The 20,367-nt window shown below is 73.6% G+C and carries 21 protein-coding genes and 1 pseudogene; 14 read left to right on the top strand and 8 right to left on the bottom strand.

Annotated features, from left to right (window positions below; translation table 11 throughout):
- The first annotated feature begins 21 nt into the window (after positions 1–21).
- The 8 genes from D1J63_RS33800 (at position 22) to D1J63_RS33765 (ending at position 9,109) form a co-directional block, all read left to right on the top strand.
- Complete coding sequence (locus D1J63_RS33800) at positions 22–414, top strand: STAS domain-containing protein (RefSeq protein ID WP_125634194.1); 393 nt, start codon at positions 22–24, stop codon at positions 412–414.
- A 158-nt stretch (positions 415–572) separates the two neighbouring features.
- Positions 573–1,472 (top strand): STAS domain-containing protein, encoded by a 900-nt coding sequence (locus D1J63_RS33795; RefSeq protein ID WP_125634192.1) that lies wholly within the window; start codon positions 573–575, stop codon positions 1,470–1,472.
- Positions 1,469–1,900, top strand: a complete 432-nt coding sequence (locus D1J63_RS33790) for an STAS domain-containing protein (protein ID WP_102929892.1) — start codon at positions 1,469–1,471, stop codon at positions 1,898–1,900. The genes D1J63_RS33795 and D1J63_RS33790 overlap by 4 nt, the downstream gene beginning before the upstream one ends.
- Positions 1,900–2,340: an anti-sigma regulatory factor gene (locus D1J63_RS33785; protein ID WP_102929893.1), complete on the top strand. Its 441-nt coding sequence runs from the start codon at positions 1,900–1,902 to the stop codon at positions 2,338–2,340. Before D1J63_RS33790 ends, D1J63_RS33785 begins: the two co-directional genes overlap by 1 nt.
- Positions 2,340–3,404: an ATP-binding SpoIIE family protein phosphatase gene (locus D1J63_RS33780; RefSeq protein ID WP_125634190.1), complete on the top strand. Its 1,065-nt coding sequence runs from the start codon at positions 2,340–2,342 to the stop codon at positions 3,402–3,404. Before D1J63_RS33785 ends, D1J63_RS33780 begins: the two co-directional genes overlap by 1 nt.
- The gene (locus tag D1J63_RS33775) at positions 3,401–5,134 is read left to right on the top strand and encodes a SpoIIE family protein phosphatase (RefSeq protein ID WP_125634188.1); all 1,734 of its coding nucleotides are present in this window, start codon (positions 3,401–3,403) and stop codon (positions 5,132–5,134) included. Before D1J63_RS33780 ends, D1J63_RS33775 begins: the two co-directional genes overlap by 4 nt.
- Before the next feature lie 220 nt (positions 5,135–5,354).
- Positions 5,355–6,731: an NAD(P)/FAD-dependent oxidoreductase gene (locus tag D1J63_RS33770; protein WP_164713093.1), complete on the top strand. Its 1,377-nt coding sequence runs from the start codon at positions 5,355–5,357 to the stop codon at positions 6,729–6,731.
- 131 nt (positions 6,732–6,862) lie between these two features.
- A complete protein-coding gene (locus D1J63_RS33765; RefSeq protein ID WP_164713092.1) occupies positions 6,863–9,109 on the top strand; it encodes an FUSC family protein in 2,247 nt (748 codons plus the stop codon).
- Between the two features lie 23 nt (positions 9,110–9,132).
- Here D1J63_RS33765 and D1J63_RS33760 read toward each other — a convergent pair whose 3' ends face one another.
- From D1J63_RS33760 to D1J63_RS33740, 5 genes are all read right to left on the bottom strand, one after another.
- Entirely contained in the window at positions 9,133–9,567 is a 435-nt protein-coding gene (locus D1J63_RS33760) for a hypothetical protein (protein WP_102927285.1), read from the bottom strand.
- A 28-nt stretch (positions 9,568–9,595) separates the two neighbouring features.
- Positions 9,596–10,429, bottom strand: a complete 834-nt coding sequence (locus D1J63_RS33755; protein ID WP_125634184.1) for a DUF1206 domain-containing protein — start codon at positions 10,427–10,429, stop codon at positions 9,596–9,598.
- Between the two features lie 55 nt (positions 10,430–10,484).
- Complete coding sequence (locus D1J63_RS33750) at positions 10,485–10,730, bottom strand: DUF5133 domain-containing protein (RefSeq protein WP_125634182.1); 246 nt, start codon at positions 10,728–10,730, stop codon at positions 10,485–10,487.
- Between the two features lie 52 nt (positions 10,731–10,782).
- Entirely contained in the window at positions 10,783–11,652 is an 870-nt protein-coding gene (locus tag D1J63_RS33745; RefSeq protein WP_125634180.1) for a SigB/SigF/SigG family RNA polymerase sigma factor, read from the bottom strand.
- A 184-nt stretch (positions 11,653–11,836) separates the two neighbouring features.
- Positions 11,837–12,292: an ATP-binding protein gene (locus tag D1J63_RS33740; RefSeq protein WP_102927269.1), complete on the bottom strand. Its 456-nt coding sequence runs from the start codon at positions 12,290–12,292 to the stop codon at positions 11,837–11,839.
- A gap of 154 nt (positions 12,293–12,446) precedes the next feature.
- Here D1J63_RS33740 and D1J63_RS33735 point away from each other — a divergent pair, with 154 nt between their 5' ends.
- From D1J63_RS33735 to D1J63_RS33725, 3 genes are all read left to right on the top strand, one after another.
- A complete protein-coding gene (locus D1J63_RS33735) occupies positions 12,447–12,662 on the top strand; it encodes a hypothetical protein (protein WP_102927270.1) in 216 nt (71 codons plus the stop codon).
- 48 nt (positions 12,663–12,710) lie between these two features.
- Positions 12,711–14,189, top strand: coding sequence for an aminotransferase class I/II-fold pyridoxal phosphate-dependent enzyme (locus tag D1J63_RS33730; protein WP_125634178.1), 1,479 nt, complete (start codon positions 12,711–12,713; stop codon positions 14,187–14,189).
- A gap of 331 nt (positions 14,190–14,520) precedes the next feature.
- The gene (locus D1J63_RS33725) at positions 14,521–14,976 is read left to right on the top strand and encodes a cyclic nucleotide-binding domain-containing protein (RefSeq protein WP_102927272.1); all 456 of its coding nucleotides are present in this window, start codon (positions 14,521–14,523) and stop codon (positions 14,974–14,976) included.
- Positions 14,977–14,983: 7 nt separating this feature from the next.
- On the opposite strand, the gene D1J63_RS33720 is transcribed toward D1J63_RS33725, so the two are convergent.
- Positions 14,984–16,318, bottom strand: coding sequence for an MFS transporter (locus D1J63_RS33720; RefSeq protein WP_125634175.1), 1,335 nt, complete (start codon positions 16,316–16,318; stop codon positions 14,984–14,986).
- Positions 16,319–16,392: 74 nt separating this feature from the next.
- Positions 16,393–17,007: a LysE/ArgO family amino acid transporter gene (locus D1J63_RS33715; protein WP_125634173.1), complete on the bottom strand. Its 615-nt coding sequence runs from the start codon at positions 17,005–17,007 to the stop codon at positions 16,393–16,395.
- A gap of 66 nt (positions 17,008–17,073) precedes the next feature.
- Here D1J63_RS33715 and D1J63_RS33710 point away from each other — a divergent pair, with 66 nt between their 5' ends.
- The 3 genes and pseudogenes from D1J63_RS33710 to D1J63_RS33700 form a co-directional block, all read left to right on the top strand.
- On the top strand, positions 17,074–17,976 hold the full coding sequence (locus tag D1J63_RS33710; RefSeq protein WP_125634171.1) for a LysR family transcriptional regulator ArgP: 903 nt from the start codon (positions 17,074–17,076) through the stop codon (positions 17,974–17,976).
- A gap of 114 nt (positions 17,977–18,090) precedes the next feature.
- Positions 18,091–18,342: a WhiB family transcriptional regulator gene (locus D1J63_RS33705; protein WP_061446314.1), complete on the top strand. Its 252-nt coding sequence runs from the start codon at positions 18,091–18,093 to the stop codon at positions 18,340–18,342.
- A gap of 91 nt (positions 18,343–18,433) precedes the next feature.
- A pseudogene (locus D1J63_RS33700) lies at positions 18,434–18,637 on the top strand (DUF488 family protein); the annotation flags it as partial.
- A gap of 37 nt (positions 18,638–18,674) precedes the next feature.
- On the opposite strand, the gene D1J63_RS33695 reads toward D1J63_RS33700, so the two are convergent.
- Positions 18,675–20,348, bottom strand: a complete 1,674-nt coding sequence (locus D1J63_RS33695; RefSeq protein WP_125634169.1) for an FAD-binding dehydrogenase — start codon at positions 20,346–20,348, stop codon at positions 18,675–18,677.
- Between the last annotated feature and the right edge of the window lie 19 nt (positions 20,349–20,367).

The following is a 20,367-nucleotide window of genomic DNA, read 5'->3' as shown; positions in this document are numbered from 1 at the left end:
GCCGCTTTGTTGGAGGTACACGTGCCCATAGCCCAGAACCCGCTGTCCGTCGAGGTGACGCTGCCCCGGGAGGACGTCGCGCTGCTCAAGGTGGAGGGCTACCTGGACGTCGACACGGCGACCGAGTTCCAGCACCATCTGGCCAACCAGCTCCACCACGGCCGACGGCACTTCCTGCTGGACCTGTCGGAGGTGCCGTTCATGGACTCGTCCGGCATGAACATCATCCTGCGCGTCTACCAGGAGGCCCGGGACCTGCCGGGCAGCGTGCACATCATCTCGCCGGCCCCGGCGGTGCTGCGTGTCCTGGACCTGACGGGGGTGAGCATCACGGTGCCGGTCTCCGGAAGCGTCGAGGAGGCGCTCTCCCGCGTCGACGCGCACCCGGAGGGTCCGCGGGTGCCCGACGCCTGATCACTCCCGCCCCGCGTCTCATCCGGACCGGTCGTGCGGAAGCGGGTGCCGTGCCAGGTCGGCGGGTGGATACAGTTGTCGCCCGGCAGAGTCACGTCGCCGGCGCGTCGCCCCGTGGGGGGTGAGGTGCGGCGCAACGCGGATGAGGAGTGGGACAGGTGCCGGACCAGGCGGAGGGAACGGCGGCAGCGCCGACGCATGAGATCAGGGAATTTCTGCGGCGCCGTCGTGAGCAGATCGCCCAGCGGTGGGCGGACGAGCCGGTCTTCCGGACCGTGTTCACCGTCTCGCGCGACGAGGCGGTCGAGGCGGGCAAGGCCGTCGTGGACGCGCTGGCACAGGTCGCGGACGCGGCGCGGGTGGAGGACCCGGACGCCGCCGGATTCACCACGGTCCGCGAGCAGTTGGCGCGGATGGGCGCGGCCCGCTCGCGCGCCGGGCTGAGCACCGCGCAGGTGTCGAGCGAGCTGGCCGCGCTGCGTCCCCCCGTGGAGAACCTGCTCGTGGCCGACCTGCCGGAGGACGCCTCCGCGGAGCACGTCCGGGCCTGCGTCACCACCCTGAGCGTGCTGATGGGGACCCTTCGGGTCGTGGTCATGCAGACGGCGCTCAGCGAGGGACAGGCGCTCATCGACCGCCAGCGGCTCCAGCTGCTCGAGGTGGCCACGCCGGTCATCAAGCTGTGGGACGGCATCGTGGCCGTGCCGCTGATCGGCACGCTGGACAGCGCGCGCAGCCAGGTGGTGATGGAGACCCTGCTGGAGTCCATCGTCGAGCAGCAGGCGCGCTACGCGATCCTGGACATCACCGGTGTTCCGACCGTCGACTCGCTGGTGGCCCAGCACCTGATGAAGACGGTCGCGGCGGCCCGGCTGATGGGCGCCGAGTGCATCGTCTCCGGTATCCGGCCCGCGATCGCCCAGACCATGGTCCATCTCGGTCTGGACCTGGGCACGGTGGTCACCCGGGCGAGCCTCGCCGACGCGCTGGGGTACGTGCTGCACCAGCTCGGGGTCGGCATCGTCACGCCCGGCACGAAGGGTGCGGTCGTACGGTGAGCCAGGCGTTTCCCGGGGCCCAGGGGGCTCCGGTGACAGGGCATGTTCCGGTGCTCCGGCTCGGTGAGGTGCTTCTGGTCACGCTGCAGGGGGACCTGCACGACAGCACCGCGCAGCAGCTCCAGGAGGACCTCGCCGAGACCATCGTGCGCAGCGGTGCCACCGGTGTGGTCATCGACGTCTCCGGCGTGGAGATCGTCGACTCCTTCCTCGGCCGGATCCTGGCCGAGATCGCGGGGCAGACCGGCCTGCTGGCCGCGCGGACCGTGCTGGTCGGCATGCGGCCGGCGGTCGCCATCACGCTGGTGGAGCTCGGTCTGACGCTGCCGGGCGTGCACACCGCGCTCAGCACCGAGGTGGCCATGGAGCTCCTCAGGCAGCAGGCCCCGTCGTCCCGCTTCGGCGGCCTGCGCCAGGAGAGTCAGTGATGCACACCGCCGCGGGCTCCCAGGCCCGCCTGCCGATCCGCTCGGACATGGATCTGGTGTGGGTACGACAGCATGTGCGGCAGGCCGCCGCCCAGCTCGGCTTCGGTCTGGTCGACCAGACCAAGCTGGTCACCGCGGCCAGTGAGCTGGCCCGCAACACGCTCGTGTACGGCGGTGGCGGCACGATGGAGACGGAGTCGCTGGTCGAGGGCACCACGCACGGGCTGCGGCTGACCTTCAGCGACGAGGGGCCCGGAATCCCGGATCTGGAGCAGGCGCTCAGCGACGGCTTCACCTCCGGCGACGGTCTCGGCATGGGGCTGGGCGGCGCGCGGCGCCTGGTGCACGAGTTCGGGATCGAGAGCGCCCCGGGCGCCGGGACGACCGTGCGGGTGACGTCCTGGGTGGGCCGGCCGCCGCGCCCGCGTGAGGAGTCCTGATGCCGCGTGTGTGGGACGTCCCGGTGCACGACTCGACCCGGGTGCGGGACGCCAGGGTGGCCGCCGAGCACGCGGCGGCCCTGGCCGGTCTCGACGAGCAGCGGACCTCGACGGCGGCGCTGGTGGCGACCGAGCTGGCCACCAACCTGCTCAAGCACGCCGGGGGCGGTCAGGTCCTGATCGACGTGGTGGCGCCGCCCGTCCTCGCGGCCGGCCGGGAGGCGACGCCGCGCGTGCAGATCGCCGCGGTCGACCACGGTCCCGGCATCGCCGACGTGGCCGCCGCGCTGCGCGACGGTTTCACCACCACGGGCTCCCTCGGTGCGGGGCTCGGCACCTGTGCGCGCCTCGCCGACGACTTCGACCTGCACAGCGTCCCCGGCCGGGGCACGGTGGTCGTCGCCCGGGTGGGCGCCGTACCCGAGGTCCGCGCCGCCGATGCCGGGCCGGCGGGCCGGCTGCGGGCCGGCGCGGTGAACGTGCCGTTCGGCGGCGCCGAGTACTCGGGCGACGCCTGGGCCTGGGTCCGGGACGGAGACCTCGTCACGCTGATGCTGGCCGACGGTCTCGGCCACGGCCCGGAGGCGGCGCATGCTTCGACGGCCGCCGTGGAGACGCTGCGCACCTCGGCCCACCTGCGTCCGGCCGAGGCGGTGCGGCGGCTCGACCGGGCGTTGTCCGGCACCCGCGGCGCGGCCGTCGCGGTGGCCCAGGTCGACGCGCGGGCCGGGGTGCTCCGCTTCGCCGGTGTGGGCAACATCGGGGCACGGCTGTGCGAGGGCGGCACCTGGCGGCATCTGGTGTCGCGCCCCGGCATCGTCGGCACCCACCGGCCCACCACGCTGCGCGAGGAGGAGACGGCCTGGGCGGACGACCGGGTCCTGGTGCTGCACAGCGACGGTCTGCCGAGCCGGTGGTCGCCGACGCCCGACACGTGCCGCACCGCGACCGACCCGGCGGTGACCGCCGCCGTGACGGTCCGTGATGCCAGCAGCCCGGCCCGGCCCGTGCGGGACGACACCGCCGTCGCCGTGCTGGCCCCGACCCCGCCGGATGGCCCATGACCCGAACCTGGCAGATCAGCGACGTCACCGAGGCGGCCCGGGCGCGCATCGCCACCGCGCGGCTGGCGGCGGCCTACGGCGTGCCGCCGGTGGAGCGCGCGCGGCTGACCGCCTCGCTCGGTGCCCAGCTGCGGTCGTGCCTGGCCAAGGGCGGCACCTGGCGGCTCACCCTGGAGACGGGCACCGCGTCCCGCGCCGACGCGAGGGCCGGCGAGGAGGTGCTGCACGCCGTGGTGACGCCGTCGCCCGAGGCCGCCGCGGCCGGGCAGCCGCCGTGGCGGGTCACGGTGCCGTGCCCCGAGGCGGTGGCGGACGTCGGCGTCGGTGCCGTCGCGGACGACCCGGCGGAGCTGGCCCAGGCGCTGCTGTGTGCCGACGAGGACACGACGCTGGTCCTGGAGAGACTGGCCGAGCAGGAGGGCCTGGTCGACTTCCACCGGGAGGAGCTCCAGCAGACGAACCAGGGCGTGGTGGCGCTGCACGCCGAACTGGACGCCGCCGGCCGGGCCCAGCGCGAGGCGTTCGCGGCCGAACGCAAGGCGCGCACGGAGGCGGAGAACGCCCGGCGCCGGCTGACCTTCCTGGCGGACGCGAGCGCGGTGCTGACGGCGTCGCTGGACCACCACGAGATCGTGCGCCGGCTGCCGGAGCTGCTGGTGCCGGAGTACGCGGCGAGTGTCGACGTCTGGCTGTTCGACCAGGACGGCGACCGGCCGGGCCCCGCCCACGCGGCCGCCGCGGTGGTCGCCGCGCGCACCGGACGGCCGCAGTACGCCGCCGCGCACCCCGGTGGCCTGCCCGGCGTGGACGACCAGCCGCCCTCGGCGCTGGCCCCGGACCGGCCGCTGCTGTGCATCCCGCTGCCGACCCGGCAGGCGCCCCTGGGTGTGGTGACCCTGTCCCCGCCCGGGGAGCGCTGGGACCCGGACGACGCCGTGATGCTGGTCGAGCTGACCCGTCGGGCCAGCATCGCGATCGACCACGCCCAGCGCTACCAGCACAACCGCGACATCGCCGAGACGCTGCAGCGGGCCCTGCTGACCGAGTTGCCGGCCCCGCCCGGGCTCACGCTGGCCGCGCGCTATCTGCCGGCCACCCACGGGCTGAACATCGGCGGCGACTGGTACGACGCGTTCCGTCAGCCGGACGGCGGTGTCATCGCGGTGGTCGGTGACGTCACCGGGCACGGGCTGCGCGCGGCCGTGATGATGAGTCAGCTGCGCACCGCCCTGCGCGCGTACGCGGTCGACGGCGGCAGCCCCGGGCAGTTGCTGACCCGGCTGCACACCTTCCTGCACCACCTGCAGCCCGACCTGTTCGCCACCGCCGTCATCGCGCGCTTCCACCCCGACGACCCGACCGTGACGTGGGCGGCGGCCGGTCACCCGCCGCCGGTGCTGCGCACGCCGGACGGAGGGGTTCGGACCCTGGACGCCAAGCCCGGTGCGATGCTCGGCATCCCGCTGCGGCAGGAGATCGCGGACCACACGGTGCCCATGGCGCCCGGGTCGACCCTCGCGCTGTACACGGACGGTCTGGTGGAGCGTCGCGCCCGGGGCATAGACCCGGGCATCGCGCGGCTGGCGGACGCGCTCGGCTCGTTCGGCCCGGCGGAACTGGACGCGGACCTGGAGGGTTCGGCGGACGGCATCCTGCGTCCGATGCTGAGCGACTCCGAACGCGACGACGACGTGTGTCTGCTGCTGTGCCACCTGAGCGGTACGGACTGACTCACGGGACCGCGGGAGAAAAGTCCACGCGGTTCGGTCCCGCCCGGTGCGCCGCGGGCCCGGGCGGGGCATGGTGGTGATCAGGGACCGTCGCCTGCCTGCCGCGTCCGGCTGGCCGAGCCCGTGCGGGCACGGTGGGATGGGCGAGGTGCGAAGCGGCGATCCTCGGGCAGGCGAATGGCGTTCGCGGCGGACCGCCGCCCCTGAGCCGCAGAAAGGGATGAACACCGTGACACGACCCAGGATCCTGGTGGTCGGCGCAGGCTTCGCCGGCGTGGAGTGCGTCCGTCGTCTGGAACGCAGGCTCTCGCCGAACGAGGCCGAGATCACCTTGGTGACACCGTTCTCCTACCAGCTCTATCTGCCGCTGCTGCCGCACGTCGCCGCCGGGGTGCTCACCCCCCAGTCGATCGCGCTCTCCCTGCGCCGCAGCAGCAAGTACCGGACCCGCATCATCCCCGGCGGTGCCATCGGGGTGGACCTGAAGTCGAAGGTCTGCGTGGTGCGCACCATCACCGACCGGATCGTCAACGAGCCCTACGACTACATCGTGCTGGCGCCCGGCAGCATCACCCGCACCTTCGACATCCCGGGGCTCACCGACCACGCGTTCGGCATGAAGACGCTGGCGGAGGCCGCGTACATCCGCGACCACGTCATCTCGCAGCTGGACCTCGCCGACGCGAGCCAGGACCCCGTGGAGCGTGCCTCCCGGCTGCAGTTCGTGGTGGTGGGCGGCGGCTACGCGGGCACCGAGACCGCGGCCTGTCTGCAGCGGCTGACGCACGCGGCGGTCAAGCGTTACACGCGGCTGGACCCGGCCCTGATCAAGTGGCATCTGATCGACATCGCGCCGAAGCTGATGCCGGAGCTGGGCGAGCAGCTCGGCCGGGACGCGCAGCGGATCCTGACGCGGCGCGGCATCGAGATCTCCCTGGGCGTCTCCATCGCCAAGGCCGGGGAGGAGGAGGTCACGTTCACGGACGGCCGGGTGGTGCCCACCCGCACTCTGATCTGGACGGCGGGCGTGGTCGCGAGCCCGCTGATCGCCACGCTCGGCGCGGAGACGGTCAAGGGGCGGCTCGCGGTCACCGCGGAGATGTGCCTGCCGGACCACGACGGGGTGTTCGCGCTCGGTGACTCGGCGGCCGTGCCCGACCTCGCCAAGGGTCAGGAGGGTGCGGTCTGTCCGCCCACCGCCCAGCACGCGATGCGGCAGGGCCGGCACGTCGCCGAGAACCTCATCGCCACCCTGCGCAACCAGCCGATGCGGCCGTACGTGCACAAGGACCTCGGTCTCGTCGTCGACCTCGGCGGCACCGACGCGGTCTCCAAGCCGATGGGCGTCGAGCTCAAGGGTCTGCCCGCGCAGGCGGTGGCCCGGGGCTACCACTGGTCGGCGCTGCGCACGGGCGTGGCCAAGGCGCGGGTGGCGGCCGACTGGGCGCTCAACGCCGTCGCGGGGGACGATTTCGTCCGCACCGGCTTCCAGGCCCGCAAGCCGGCCAAGCTGAAGGACTTCGAATACACCGACGCGTATCTGACGCCGGAACAGGTGCGGGAGCGGGTGGAGGGCGCGGACCGGGCTCAGTTGTGATCCCGCCCCCGCGTTGCCCGTGCCGGACCGGGGCATGACATGCTGAGAAGTGGATCTCGGCGTGAACCGGCCGGGACATGGCTGGAACCGGTCGTGAGGGCCGGCGGTGAATCGGGAGAGTGTACGGCGGCGTGAAGGCAGCGGGACGCTCGGGTCGGACACGGCTGCGGGACCGCGTCGCCGCGTCCGACCCGGGGCTGTTGCGGCTGACGGCGGGCTTGCGGACGGTCGGCGCCATCGCGCTGACGCTGGGCGTGCTCGCCGCGTTCGGTGTGGACGTCAAGCACCTGGTGGCGGGCGCCATGACGGCGATGGTCGCGACCTTCGCCATCCGGGAGAAGGAACCGGGCCCGCAGGCCGTGACCCTGGCGCTGGGTCTGCCGGTCACCCTGGCCTCGGTCTCGCTGAGCACACTGCTCGCCTCGCGGGTCGTCGTCGGCGACGCCTTCTTCGTCGTGCTGATCTTCTGCGCGGTCTTCGTCCGCCGGTTCGGCGACCGGGGCACGGCGCTCGGGCTGATCGGTTTCCAGGTCTACTTCGTGTCGCTGTTCGTGGGCGCGAAGGTCTCGGGGCTGCCGGGGCTGTGGGCCGCCGTCGCCGTGGCGTTCGCGTCCAGCGCGGTGGTGCGCTTCGCGGTGGTCCCGGCGACGCCCGCGCGCATCCTGCGCCTGCTGCGGCAGGCCTTCCGGGCCCGGCTGGCCCAGCTGATCGCCACCCAGATCGAGTTGCTGGACGCCGGTCCCGACGCCATCGACAAGACGCTGGAGCGTCTGCGCGACGGCACCGCGCGCCTGCACGAGACGGCCCTGCTGATCCAGTCCCGGCTGGACGAGGGCACGCCCGACGCGTCCACGGCGCGCCTGGTGCAGCGGCGCATCGCGGACGCCGAGATCGCCGCCGAGCGCCTCGGCCTGCTGCTGCTGACCGCGCGCAGCGCCGAACGTGCGGACACCCTGACCCTGCATCTGCCGGGCGCGCCGGCCCCCGCGGTGGGCCACTCCCCCGCGCCCGGCGAGGCCACGGAGACCCTGCGCCGCGATCTCATGGCGCTGCGCACCCTGGTGCTGCGCCCGCCGGCGGAGGCGCGCGGCACCGCGCTGTCCCATCTGCGCAACCGGCTGCTCGGCTACCGCGACGAGGAGAACCTGCCCGAGGCGACCGCCGCCGTCCAGGACGTCTTCCGCGGCATCGGTGAGACGGCGCGGGCGGTCATGGGTCTGAGGATCGCGCTGGACGGGCCGCAGGACGAGTCGGACGACTCACCGGCCACGGCCCGTTCCCGGGAGGAGCTGGACGCCGAGGACGCGGCCATCGACGCCGGTGAGGAGGCGGCGCTCGAGGAGGAGCAGACCGGGCTGCGGCGGCCCACCACGCGTGCCGCGGTGCAGGTGGCCGTGGGGTCCTCGCTGGCCATCGTCGGCGGCGAGTTCCTGTCCACGCAGCGCTGGTACTGGGCGGTGCTCACCTGCTGGATCGTCTTCATCAACACCGCCTCCACCGGTGAGATCCTCGTCAAGGGCTACCGGCGCCTGCTGGGCACCGTGCTGGGCGTGGTGGCGGGCATCGTGCTGGCCGGCCTGGTCGGCAACCACACCTGGACCGCGTTCGGGCTCGTGCTGGTGCTGATCTTCGCGATGTTCTACACCGCGCCGCTGTCCTACACGCTGATGTCGTTCTTCGTCACCGCGATGCTCGGGCTGCTGTACACGCTGCTGCACACCTACAGCATGTCGGTGCTGCTGCTGCGGGTGGAGGAGACGGCGCTGGGCGCGGCCTGCGGGATCGTGGCGGCGGCACTGGTGCTGCCGATCCGCACCGACCGGCGTACGAACGAACTGCTCGGCACGGTGCTGGAGCGGCTCACCGACGTGACGGAGGGCGCCATCGACCAGCTCAGCGGCGGCCCGGAGGCCGACCTGCTGGACACGGCGCGGGAGCTGGACCAGGCGCTCGGCGATCTGCGCGGCGCCACCCAGCCGCTGACCCATCCGATCACGCCGCTGCGGGCCCGGCGCGACACGGCCCAGTACGTGGTGGCGCTGCTGGAGACCTGCGCCTATCACGCGCGCTCGCTCGCGGCGACCGCCGAGCTGCTGCCCACCCATCCGTCGATCGCGGCCGACCCGCGGCTGCGCGGCGCGGTGCGGCGCACGGTGCGCAACATCGAGGCGATCGCCGCCCGTGTCGCCGACGACGACGCGCGGACGGAGGTGGAGACCGGGCCGAGCATCGCCTCGCTGCTGGAGCCGGACGCCGCCGGAGTGCCGCGGTACGGCCGCATCACGGGCCGGGTGCTGCGGCACCTGGAGCGGCTGGACGAGGCGGTGGTCGGCCTCGCCCGGCCGCTGGGTGTTCCCGTCAGGGCGCCGCAGCGCTGACGGTCCCACCGGGGTGGTGAGGGTCAGAAGTCGCTGGGCAGACCGCTGGCCTCGGCGATGCCGCGCAGTTCCTCGTTCTGCTGGTGGCGTTCCTTGAGGTAGTCGGCGATCTCGCCGAGGCGCTCGGGGTCGGAGGCGGTGGCCGCGTCGGTGACGACCCGGACGGGGCCGGTCTCGTCGGTGTCGATCTCGACGACCTCGTTGTCGAGACGTCCGGTGACGGCGGTGGCGATGACGAGTGCGGCCTCGTCCCTGATCTCCTGGGGCAGCGCCTCGGCGCTGTCCCCGTCCAGGGAGAAGTCGATGGTCGGCATCTGCTGCTCGTCGATGGCCCGGAGGACCGGTTCCACCACGCTGAGCAGCAGCTGATAGGCGTCGTCCGGCATGCGGACGCGCAGGAGGTCGAGGTAGACGTCCACGGGACGTCCGTCCGGCGGAGGAATCTCGTGTTCGTTCATTCGCCCCGTGTTCCCCGTGCCGGACCGCTCAGACCCTCCGCCAGCGGGCGAGCGTGAAGGAGAACACGCCGAACAGCACCAGGCCCGCCGCGACGCCGACCAGCAGCCAGGGGCCGAGGGGCGTGTCGGCGAAGGAACGGAGGGTGTCGTCCATCCCCTTGGCCCGGTCGGGTTCGTACTCGACGGCGGCCCGTACCGCGAAGGCACCCGCCCCGGCGAAGACCAGGCCGCGGGCCGCCCCACCGGCGACGCCGGTGACGTCGACCAGCCGCCGGACCCGGGGGCCCAGCGCGCCGAGCTTCATCTTCTTGTGGAAGGTGCGGCGGGCCGCCTGTACGCCGATCACCACTCCGGCGACGACGATCGCGGCGCCGGCGACGCCCACGAGCCAACGGCCCGCGGGCATCTCCATCGCCCTGGCCGTGACGTCGCGGGACTGCCGGTCACTGGAGCCGCCGCCTCCGGCGCCGGCCGCGAAGGCCAGTACGGAGTAGGCGACGAACGCGTAGAACACGCAGCGGGCGGCGGCCGGCAGGCGCTTCCTGGCCGTGTGACCGTCCTTGCCCGTGACGCCGAAGAGCGCCTCGGACAGTCTCCACAGGGCCATGCCGACGAGCCCGGCGCCCAGCGCCCACAGCAGTACGGCGCCGAACGGCTTGTCCGACAGCTCGGCCAGGGCACCGCTCCGGTCGGCCTGCCGGCTCCCGGTGCCGAAGGCGATCTGGAGGGCCAGAGCGCCGACCAGGAGGTAGATGACGCCGCGGGCCGTGAGCCCGGCCCGTGCTGCCCCCTTTGCCGCCGATCCGTTAGCGGCCCGCCGGGCGTTCGCGTGGCCGGTACCTGCAAGGACACGTGCGTTCATGTGGATCCCCTCCCCGATTCCAGCTGCCCCGGTGCGGTCCGGCGTCCGCCCTGCGTCAGTCCGCCACGCCCGCGTGCGCGCCGCCGGGCGCGGGCGTCGGCTCCAGCGCGTCCGCCAGCTGGCGCCGGGCCGCCTCCAGGGCCCGCCGCACGTCACGGGTGCCGGTCGACACGCACAGCGTGTAGGCCAGGTCCCGGGTCCGCGGGCCCGGTTCTCCCGTCGTTCCGGCGGGCTCGTCCACCGCGGCGGCCTCGTACTCCGCCAGGAGCCTGCGCAGTACCTCGGGGTGTGGCATCAGCATCCGTCTCGTCCCTCCCTGGTCCCCTGTCCGTCCGGCGTGCCGTCCGTCCGCGTCATCGGGTCCGCACCGCGTGGCCGGGGCGGGCGGCCCGCTCCCCCATCGCCTCGTCGCGCACCCGGGCGCAGCTGCGGTTGATGAGCCGCGAGACGTGCATCTGCGAGATCCCCAGGCAGTCGGCGATCCGGCTCTGCGTCATGTCCTCGAAGAAGCGCATGTAGAGAATGGCGCGCTCACGCTCGGGCAGCCGGCGCAGGCCCGCCTTGGCGGACTCACGGTCGATCACGGTGTCGTACGAGGTGTCGGCGGCGCCGAGGGTGTCGGCGAGGCTGTAGCCGTCGTCGCCGGCCGACAGTTCGGCGTCCAGCGACAGGGTGCTGAAGCTCTCCAGCGCCTCCATCCCGGCGCCGACCTCCTCCTCGGTCAGCCCGGTGTGGGCGGCGAGGGCGGCCACCGAGGGCTCGGGGCTGCCCGGGCTCTGGGCGAGTTCCCGGCGGGCGACGCGCACCTTGTTGCGCAGTTCCTGGACCCGGCGGGGCACCCTCAGGGCCCACATCCGGTCACGGAAGTGGCGCTTGACCTCGCCGGTGATGGTGGGCACGGCGTAGCTCTCGAAGGCTCCCCGCTCCGGGTCGAAGCGGTCGATGGCCTTGACCAGGCCGAGCGCCGCCACCTGGCGGAGGTCCTCGAGGGACTCGCCCCGGTCCCGGAACCGCCCGGCGATCCGGTGGGCCATGGGCAGCCAGGCCGTGACCAGTTCGTCGCGGACGGCGTCGCGTTCGGGCCCGTCCGCCAGCCCGGCCAGCCGGCCGAAGAGGGCCATGGTGTCGGGGGCGTCGTCGTGCCGGCGGCGGGCCGGCGTGGCGGAGGGTTCGGCGGGCTGGGGGGTGGTACCGGGACGGATGGTGGGCGTTTCTATGAGCATGCGGATCCGCTCCTGAACGGTGGTCTCAGGGGACTTTCCGCGGGAACGGCGCTGTCCGGGTCGCCCCGGCACAGCCGGAGTACCGAAACAGCCGTACCGCTCCCGCTGCTGCGCCTCCGGTCCGAAGCACGATTCTGCGACTGCCCCTGCCCCGGTGGAACAAACTCCGCTTTTCCAAAAGTCATCAGGACAGCGGAACGACCACGGTGATGCACTTGCCTCCCGAGGGAAGATCTGCCACGCGCACCTCCCGGGACAGCCGGCAGACGATGGGCCAGCCCCGGCCGCCCAGGCGCCGGCGGCCGCGGTCGTCGGTGGGCGGCACGGCCACCGGGAGGTCGTGGCTGCGGTCGCACACCGACAGCCGTACGCCGGGCCGCACTCGGGGTCCCACGACGTCGACCCGGAAGTCGGTGACGCCGCCGCCGTGCAGGATGGCGTTGGTGGTCAGTTCCGAGGCCACGAGCACGGCGTCCGACAGGGCGCCCGCGTCGCACGTCGCGGCATCGTGGAGGCCGGCGCACGCGGTGACGGCGTGCTCGACCGCTTCGCGCGCGTCGGCGGGCCGGCACGGCCGGTGGTGGCGGTGCGGGTCCGTGCCGTGCTCTTCGACGGGCGGGGTCGTGTCCCTCTCGCTCATCCGTCGGCTCCCCTGGTCGGTGGACGGTTCGGTCGGGCCGTGCGCGCCGTGCGGCCCTGTCACTCCCGGCTCACCTCTGCCGGTACCGGCAAACCTCCGGTCCTCCTTGCGGCCCAAGGGCCATCCGGCCGCCGTGCCGGGGTACGCGGAGTGCATGACGGATGTTGTGGACTCGGACGAACTGCTGCGTCGCATGCACCGCGCGAGGGCCTGCGCCCTGGAGGAGGGACGGAGCTGGCGGGCGCGCAGCGAGGCGCTGCGCGCGACCGACCCGGAGGGCTCGCGGGAGGCCGCGGTGCGGACGATGGCCTACGAGGCCGTCCTGCGGGTGCTCGACGAGGTGCTGACCCCGGGCCGGAGGGCGCGGTGAGGGACGGCGGCCCGGATTGACGCGCCGCCGGTGGGGAAACCGGGCGGCATGACAGCCGACCACCGCCGCGCACCCGTCCTGGAAGCCCTCGTCGAGTACCGCCGCGAGGGGCGGCTGTCGTTCACGCCGCCCGGACACAAGCAGGCGCGCGGTGCGGACCCCGCGGTGCGCGAGGTGCTGGGCGACGCCGTGTTCCACGGTGACGTGCTGGCGACGGCGGGGCTGGACGACCGGCTCACCCGGGGCCGGGTGCTGCAGCGCGCCCAGGAGCTGATGGCGGACGCCGTGCACGCCGATCACACGTTCTTCTCGACGTGCGGGAGTTCCCTGTCGGTGAAGGCGGCGATGCTGGCGGTCGCGGGGCCGCACGAGAAACTGCTGATCGGCCGGGACGCCCACAAGTCCGTGGTCTCGGGGCTGATCCTGTCCGGCATCGAACCGGTCTGGGTGGAACCGCGCTGGGACGCCGAGCGGCATCTGGCCCACCCGCCGGCCCCGGAGGCGTTCGAGGAGGCGTTCACCGCCCACCCCGACGCCAAGGGCGCCCTGGTCACCAGCCCGACGCCGTACGGTGCGAGTGCCGATCTGCGGGCCGTCGCCGAGGTCTGCCACCGGCGTTCGAGGCCGCTGATCGTCGACGAGGCGTGGGGCGCGCACCTGCCGTTCCATCCCGACCTGCCGTCCTGGGCGATGGACGCGGGCGCCGACATCTGCGTGACGAGCATTCACAAGATGGGCAGCGGTCTGGAGCAGGGCTCCGTGTTCCATCTGCGCGGCGACCTGGTGCAGCCGAAGCTCCTCGGCATGCGCGCCGACCTGCTGAGCACCACGAGCCCTTCGGTCCTGATCTTCGCCGGTCTCGACGGCTGGCGCCGTCAGATGGCGCTCGGCGGGCAGGAGCTGATGGGCGGCGCGCTGGAACTGGCGGCCGACGTGCGCGCGGCGATCGAGAAGATCGACGGCATGCACGTCAACGACCGCGACGACTTCTGCGGCCCCGGCAGGGCCCACGGCTTCGATCCGCTGCCGGTCGTCGTCGACCTCGACGGGCTCGGCGTCTCGGGCTTCCGGGCGGCGGACTGGCTGCGCGAGCACCGCGGCGTGATCGCCCACATCACCGACCACCGCCGCATCGGGGCGCAGATCACCCACGGCGACGACCGGGACACCGCGGACGAACTGCTCACCGCCCTGAAGGACCTCGCCCGCGCCGCCCCCGGCCTGTCCCCCGCTCCGCGCGTCGAGGTGCCGTCCCCGGCGGAGTTGCGGATGCCGCAGGTGTGCCTGCCCCGGGACGCGTTCTTCGGTCCCACCGAGGACGTGCCCGTCGACCGGGCGGCCGGCCGGATCGCGGCGGAGATGATCACGCCGTATCCGCCGGGTATTCCGGCCGTCCTGCCGGGTGAGCGGCTGGCCGAGCCGGTCCTGCGCTATCTGCGCAGCGGCCTGGAGGCCGGGATGTACCTGCCCGATCCGACCGATCCGGCACTGGAGACGATCAGGGTCGTCGCGGAGCGTGACGACTGAGGCGTGCGCCCGGAGGGCGCGAGTGAAACGGGTCACTCGCCCCGGTACCGGATTTCGCGGAACACCCGGAGATGGTTTAGCGTTCATCCATACGTGGCGACGGAGTCGACCGAAACGTCCTCCGCGGTCACCGCTTACGGCCCTGGCCGGCCTCCCCCGTCCGGCCAGGGCTTTTTCACGCCCTTCTCCCCTCCTCGCGCCTCCGTCCCCGGTTCCCGCACGGAATCCGTACGGGATCCGTCGTCCGCCGAGGTGCTCAGGGCGCCGGCAGCGACTGAAATGGGCATAGGGAAAGCCCCGGATCCGAATCGCCGGCGAGGAGCCCCGTGCCATGACCAAAGCGATCAAACTCCTGACCGCCCTCCCCCTCCCCCAGCGCGCGCGGCTGATGGAGCTGGCCCAGGAGGTCGTCTTCCCGGAGGACCACCGGATCTTCGAGGCGGGAGGCAGGGCGGACCGCTTCTGGGTGGTCCGCTCCGGCGCGGTCTCCCTGACCCAGCGGGTGACGTCCCTGCAGCGGGTCACCGTGGCCAGCCTCGGCGTGGGTGACCTGCTCGGCTGGTCCTGGCTGTTCCCGCCCTACGAGTGGGACTTCGGCGCCGAGGCGTTCAGCCCGGTGCGCGCCTACGAGTTCGAGGCGGCCGCGGTGCTCGACCTGTGCGAGCGGGACCCGCAGCTGGGCATCGTGCTGGTGCGCTCGGTCGCGGAGATCCTCGCGCACCGGCTGGAGAACACCCGGGGCCGGCTCATGGAGCACTACGCGCTGCACGGCCGCGGCGCCCTGTGAGCTGCCGTCAGACGCGGTAGCGGCGCAGCGCCGGCATCGCGGCGGCCAGGGCCAGCATCACCGCCACCACCAGCAGACCGCCCCCGGCCACGGCCTCCCGGGCACCGACGGCGGAGCCCGCCCCGCCGTGCAGGACGTCGGCCAGCCGCGGACCGCCCGCCACGACGACGGTGAACACGCCCTGCATCCGCCCGCGCATCTCGTCGGTGGCCGCGGACAGCAGGATCGCCCCCCGGAACACCATGGAGACCATGTCGGCGACTCCGGCCACGGCCAGGAACGCCACCGCGAGCCACAGGCTGCCGCTCAGCCCGAAGCCGGTGATGGCGGCGCCCCACACCACGACCGCGCCGATGACCATCCAGCCGTGCCGGCAGGCCCGTGAGAAGGTGCCGGAGAACAGCCCGCCGGCCACCGCGCCGATGGGTATCGCCGCGAACAGCAGGCCCAGCGCGAGCCCTTCGCCGTAGGACGCGTACGTCTCGGCGGCGAGCTGCGGGAACAGGGCGCGGGGCATGCCGAGGACCATGGCGACGATGTCGGCCAGGAAGGACAGCAGCAGCACCTTGTGCCCGGCGATGTAGCGGAAGCCGGCCACGACCTCGCGCACGCCCGCGCGCCGCACGGCGGTGCCGGTCAGGGGCGGCAGGGCGGGCAGCTTGTAGACCGCCCACACGGTGACGCACAGGGCCAGGGCGTCGATCAGGTACAGCTCGGGCAGTCCGATCAGCGGGATCAGCGCACCGGCGAGCAGCGGCCCGACCACCTGCCCGGTCTGCATCACGGTCGAGCCGAGCGCGTTCGCCGCGGGCAGCTCGTCCTCGGGCACCAGGCGGGCGATGGAGGCGTTGCGGGCCGGGGCGTTGAGGCCCCAGAAGGCCTGCTGCAGGGCGAGCAGCAGCATCAGGGCGGCGACCGACTCCATGCCGGTGACCGCTTGTATCCAGAAGAGCAGCGAGGTCACCGCGATGCCGGTGTTGGTGATCAGCAGCAGCTTGCGGCGGTCCATGGTGTCGGCCACCGCGCCGCCCCACAGCGCGAACACGATGAGCGGCAGCAGGCCGGCGAGGCTCGCGGCGCCCACCCAGGCGGAGGAGCCGGTGATGTCGTAGATCTGCTTGGGCACGGCGACCGCGGTGAGCTGGCTGCCGACGGCGGTGACGATGGTCGAGGACCACAGCCTGCGGTAGGCGGGGCGGCGCAGCGGGCGGGTGTCCATGGCCCAGCGGCGCCACCCCCGCCGGCGTGTTCCGTCCGGCGCGGGATCCTTCGCCGGTGATTCGGTGCCGCTCCCGCTGCTGCTCTCGCTCGTGTCCACGCGCTTCCCACATGCTCGATACATCTTTCGACTGCGGGGATCACTATCGCAGGCCCGTTCGAGTCCGCCCGGACGCGTGTGGCCGGATCCGGCCGCGGTCAGGCTCCGGCGACCAGGGAGACGCCGAGGACGATCATGGTGGCGGCCACCAGGCCGTCGAGGACGCGCCAGGCCGAGGGCCGGGCCAGGAAGCGGCCGAGGTAGCGGGCGCCGAAGCCGAGCGCGGCGAACCAGACCAGGCTGGCGAGAGCGGCACCGAGGCCGAAGGTCCAGCGCAGCGGCCCCCGGTCGGCGGCGACGGAGCCCAGCAGGAAGACGGTGTCCAGGTAGACGTGCGGGTTGAGCCAGGTCAGCGCCAGGCAGGTGAGCACGGCCCGGCGCCGTGAGCCCGCGGCGTCGCCGTCCGCCCGCAGCGCGCCCGCCGGACGCAGCACCCGCCGGGCGGCCAGGGCGCCGTAGCCGAGCAGGAAGGCGCCGCCGATCCAGGCGACGGCGGTCAGGGCGCCCGGCCAGGCCACCACCACGGCGCCGACCCCGCCGACGCCGAGGGCGATGAGCACGGCGTCGGACAGCGCGCAGATGCCGACCACGGCGAGCACCGCGTCGCGGCGGGCCCCCTGCCGCAGGACGAAGGCGTTCTGGGCGCCGATGGCGACGATGAGCGAGAGTCCGGTGCCGAAGCCGGCGGCGGCTGCCGTGAGGGCGTTGTTCATGCCCCCGACGCTAAGCGGACGATCACAGGACGTACAGCTAAAGATTCTTACGTATCATTAGTGAATGTGACGACGACCTTCGCGGATCTCCCGCTGGACCATGTGCGCACCCTGCTGGCCGTCGTGGACGAGGGCACGTTCGACGCGGCGGCGGCCGCCCTGCACGTGACGCCGTCCGCGGTCAGTCAGCGGGTGAAGGCGCTGGAGCAGCGCACCGGCCGGGTGCTGCTGCTGCGCACCAAGCCGGTGCGGGCGACCGAATCCGGCGCCGTGCTGGTGCGGCTGGCCCGCCAGGTGGCGCGGCTGGAGCGGGACGCCTCGGCCGAGCTGGGCCTGCGGGCCGAGGGTGAGCCGACCCGGGTGTCGGTGGCGGTGAACGCGGACTCGCTGGCCACCTGGTTCCTGCCCGCCCTCACCCGCCTCCCCCGGGAACCCGCCCTCTGCTTCGAACTGCGCCGCGAGGACGAGGGCCACACGGCGACGCTGCTGCGGGAGGGGGCGGTGATGGCGGCGGTGACGTCGTCGCCCGAACCGGTGCCGGGCTGCACGGTGCGGGCGCTGGGCCGGATGCGCTATCTCCCCTGCGCCGCCCCGGACTTCGCCGCCCGGCAGCTGGCGGGGCCGCCGCAGGAGGTGGTCGCCGACGCTCCCGTGGTGGTCTTCGACCGGCGGGACGACTTCCAGGACGCCTTCGCCAGACGGCTCGGTCACGGCGGCGCGAGTGCCGCGCGGCACTACGTGCCGACCTCGGAGGGCTTCGTCGAGGCGGTCGCCGCCGGGCTGGGCTGGGGCATGGTCCCGCAGCCGCAGGCGGAGCCCCTGCTGCGCGGCGGCCGGCTCGTCGGCTTCGCCCCGGACCTGGCGGTGGACGTCCCGCTGTACTGGCAGCAGTGGAAGCTCGACTCCCCGGCGCTGGCCGCGGTGGCGGACGCGGTGGTGACGGCCGCCGGGTCGGCGCTGCGGCAGTAGGCCCGGGGCCCACCGGGGGGAGCCGCACCGGTTTCGGCCCGCTGTCGACAGGTCACCCGCAACGGAGTAAGCCATGCACGAGGGCGCGAACGATACCGATCGCAGGTGACTTTGATGGACAACTGGCGAGAGCACGCCGCATGCCGGACGGAGGACCCCGACCTGTTCTTCCCGATCGGCACGACCGGGCCGGCCGCACTGCAGACCGAGCAGGCGAAGGCGGTCTGCCGGACCTGTCCGGTCCAGGAGCAGTGTCTGCGCTGGGCGTTGGACACCGGACAGACCATCGGCGTGTGGGGTGGGACCAGCGAGCTGGAACGCCGGGCGCTGAAGCGGCGCGAGGCGGCGCGCCGCAGGTCCGGCTGACCCGGGCGCCCGCGCCGGACGTAGGCGCGCGAGAGCGTCGTCGGCCACGGGAGAACCCTCATGAGCCTGTGGGTGCGCTGCATCCACGAGCCGCCGCTGGTAGCACGCGGGCGAGGGCTCCCACGAGGAATTCGCACGGCGGTACGAGGCCGAGCCGGCCGCCCCGGTGGCGGCCGGACTCCTCGACCGCGTACGGCAGTCGGCGGGCGAGGGGGACGTGACGCCGCTGACCGCGTCCAGGTCCCCCGACCGGAGCCACGCCGCCGTGCTGCTCCGCCTCCTCGGGCGGCGGTGAGAGGGGCGCAGCGGCCGGCGGCGCGGGCCTGCGTCGCTCAGGCGGTCTGCCGTGCCGCGGCCCGGCCCGCCGCCCGCCCGGAGAACAGGCAGCCGCCGAGGAAGGTGCCCTCCAGCGCGTTGTACCCGTGCACCCCTCCCCCGCCGAAGCCGGCCACCTCTCCGGCCGCGTAGAGGCCCTCGACCGGGGTGCCGTCGGCGCCCAGGGCGCGGGAGTCGAGGTCGGTCTGGATGCCGCCGAGGGTCTTGCGGGTGAGGATGTGCAGTTTGACGCCGATCAGCGGGCCGGCCGCCGGGTCGAGGAGGCGGTGCGGGGTGGCGACGCGGCCGAGGCGGTCGCCGATGTAGCGGCGGGCGTTGCGGATGCCCTGCACCTGGGCGTCCTTGGCGTACGGATTGGCCATCTGCAGGTCCCGCGCCTCGATCTGGCGCCGGAGCGCCGCGGCGTCCAGGAGGGGCTTGTCGGTCAACGCGTTCATCCTGTCGACCAGTTGCTCCAGGCTCGGCGCGGTGACGAAGTCCGCGCCGTGTCGCAGGAACGCGTCCACCGGCCCCGGGGCTCCCTTGCCCAGCACGCGTTCGCGCAGGAAGCCGGCGCGGTCCTTGGCGGTGATGTCGGGGTTCTGCTCGGAGCCGGAGAGCGCGAACTCCTTCTCGACGATCTTCTGGGTGAGGACGAACCAGGAGTGGTCGTGTTCCGCGAGGCCCTCGGCCGTGCGCAGGTGGCGCAGGGTGCCCAGGGTGTCGTAACCGGGCAGGCACGGCGCGGGCAGCCGGCGGCCCAGCGCGTCGAACCACATCGACGACGGTCCGGGCAGGATGCGGATGCCGTGGCCGGGCCAGATCGGGTCCCAGTTGCGCACGCCCTCGGTGTAGTGCCACATGCGGTCGCGGTTGACCAGGCGGGCGCCCGCCTCGGCGCTGATGCCGAGCATCCGTCCGTCGACGTAGGCGGGGACGCCGGTGGCCATCTCGGCGGGCGGCGTGCCCAGGCGCTCGGGCCAGTGCCGGCGGACGATGTCGTGGTCGGCGCCGATGCCGCCGGAGGTGACGATCACGGCCTGGGCGCTGAGTTCGAACTCCCCGGCCGCGTCGCGGTTGGAGGCGACGCCGCGCGGTGAGTCGTCCGGGGCGAGGACGGTGCCGCGCACCCCGCGCGCCGTGCCGCCCTCGACGACCAGGTGGTCGACGCGGTGGCGGTGGTGGAAGGTGAGCAGCCCGTCGCGCACGGCCTGCTTCGCGTACCGCACGAACGGCTCGACGACCCCGGTGCCGGTGCCCCAGGCGATGTGGAACCGGGGCACGGAGTTGCCGTGGCCGCCGGCCCCGAGGTCGCCGCGCTCGGCCCAGCCGACGGTGGGCAGGAAGGTGATGCCGTGCCCGGCGAGCCAGGACCGCTTCTCCCCCGCCGCCCACTCGACGTATGCCCGCGCCCAGCGCACCGCCCAGGAGTCCTCGTCGTCGGTGCGGTCGAAGGCGGCGCTGCCCTGCCAGTCGTTCCAGGCCAGGTCGAAGGAGTCCTTGACGCCGAGGCGGCGCTGCTCCGGGGAGTCGACCAGGAAGAGGCCGCCGAAGGACCAGAAGGCCTGCCCGCCGAGGTTGGCCGCGTTCTCCTGGTCGACCAGGGCGACCCTGCGGCCCCGGCTGGTCAGCTCGTGGGCCGCGACCAGGCCCGCGAGACCCGCTCCGACCACGATGACGTCGGCATCCATGGCGACCGTCCCTTCCTGT

It is taken from the genome of Streptomyces sp. KPB2, from assembly GCF_003950055.1.
GTDB classification, from domain to species: domain Bacteria; phylum Actinomycetota; class Actinomycetes; order Streptomycetales; family Streptomycetaceae; genus Streptomyces; species Streptomyces salinarius.
The sequence above is the reverse complement of the archived record's forward strand: the minus strand, read 5'-3'. Positions and strand labels throughout refer to the sequence as shown.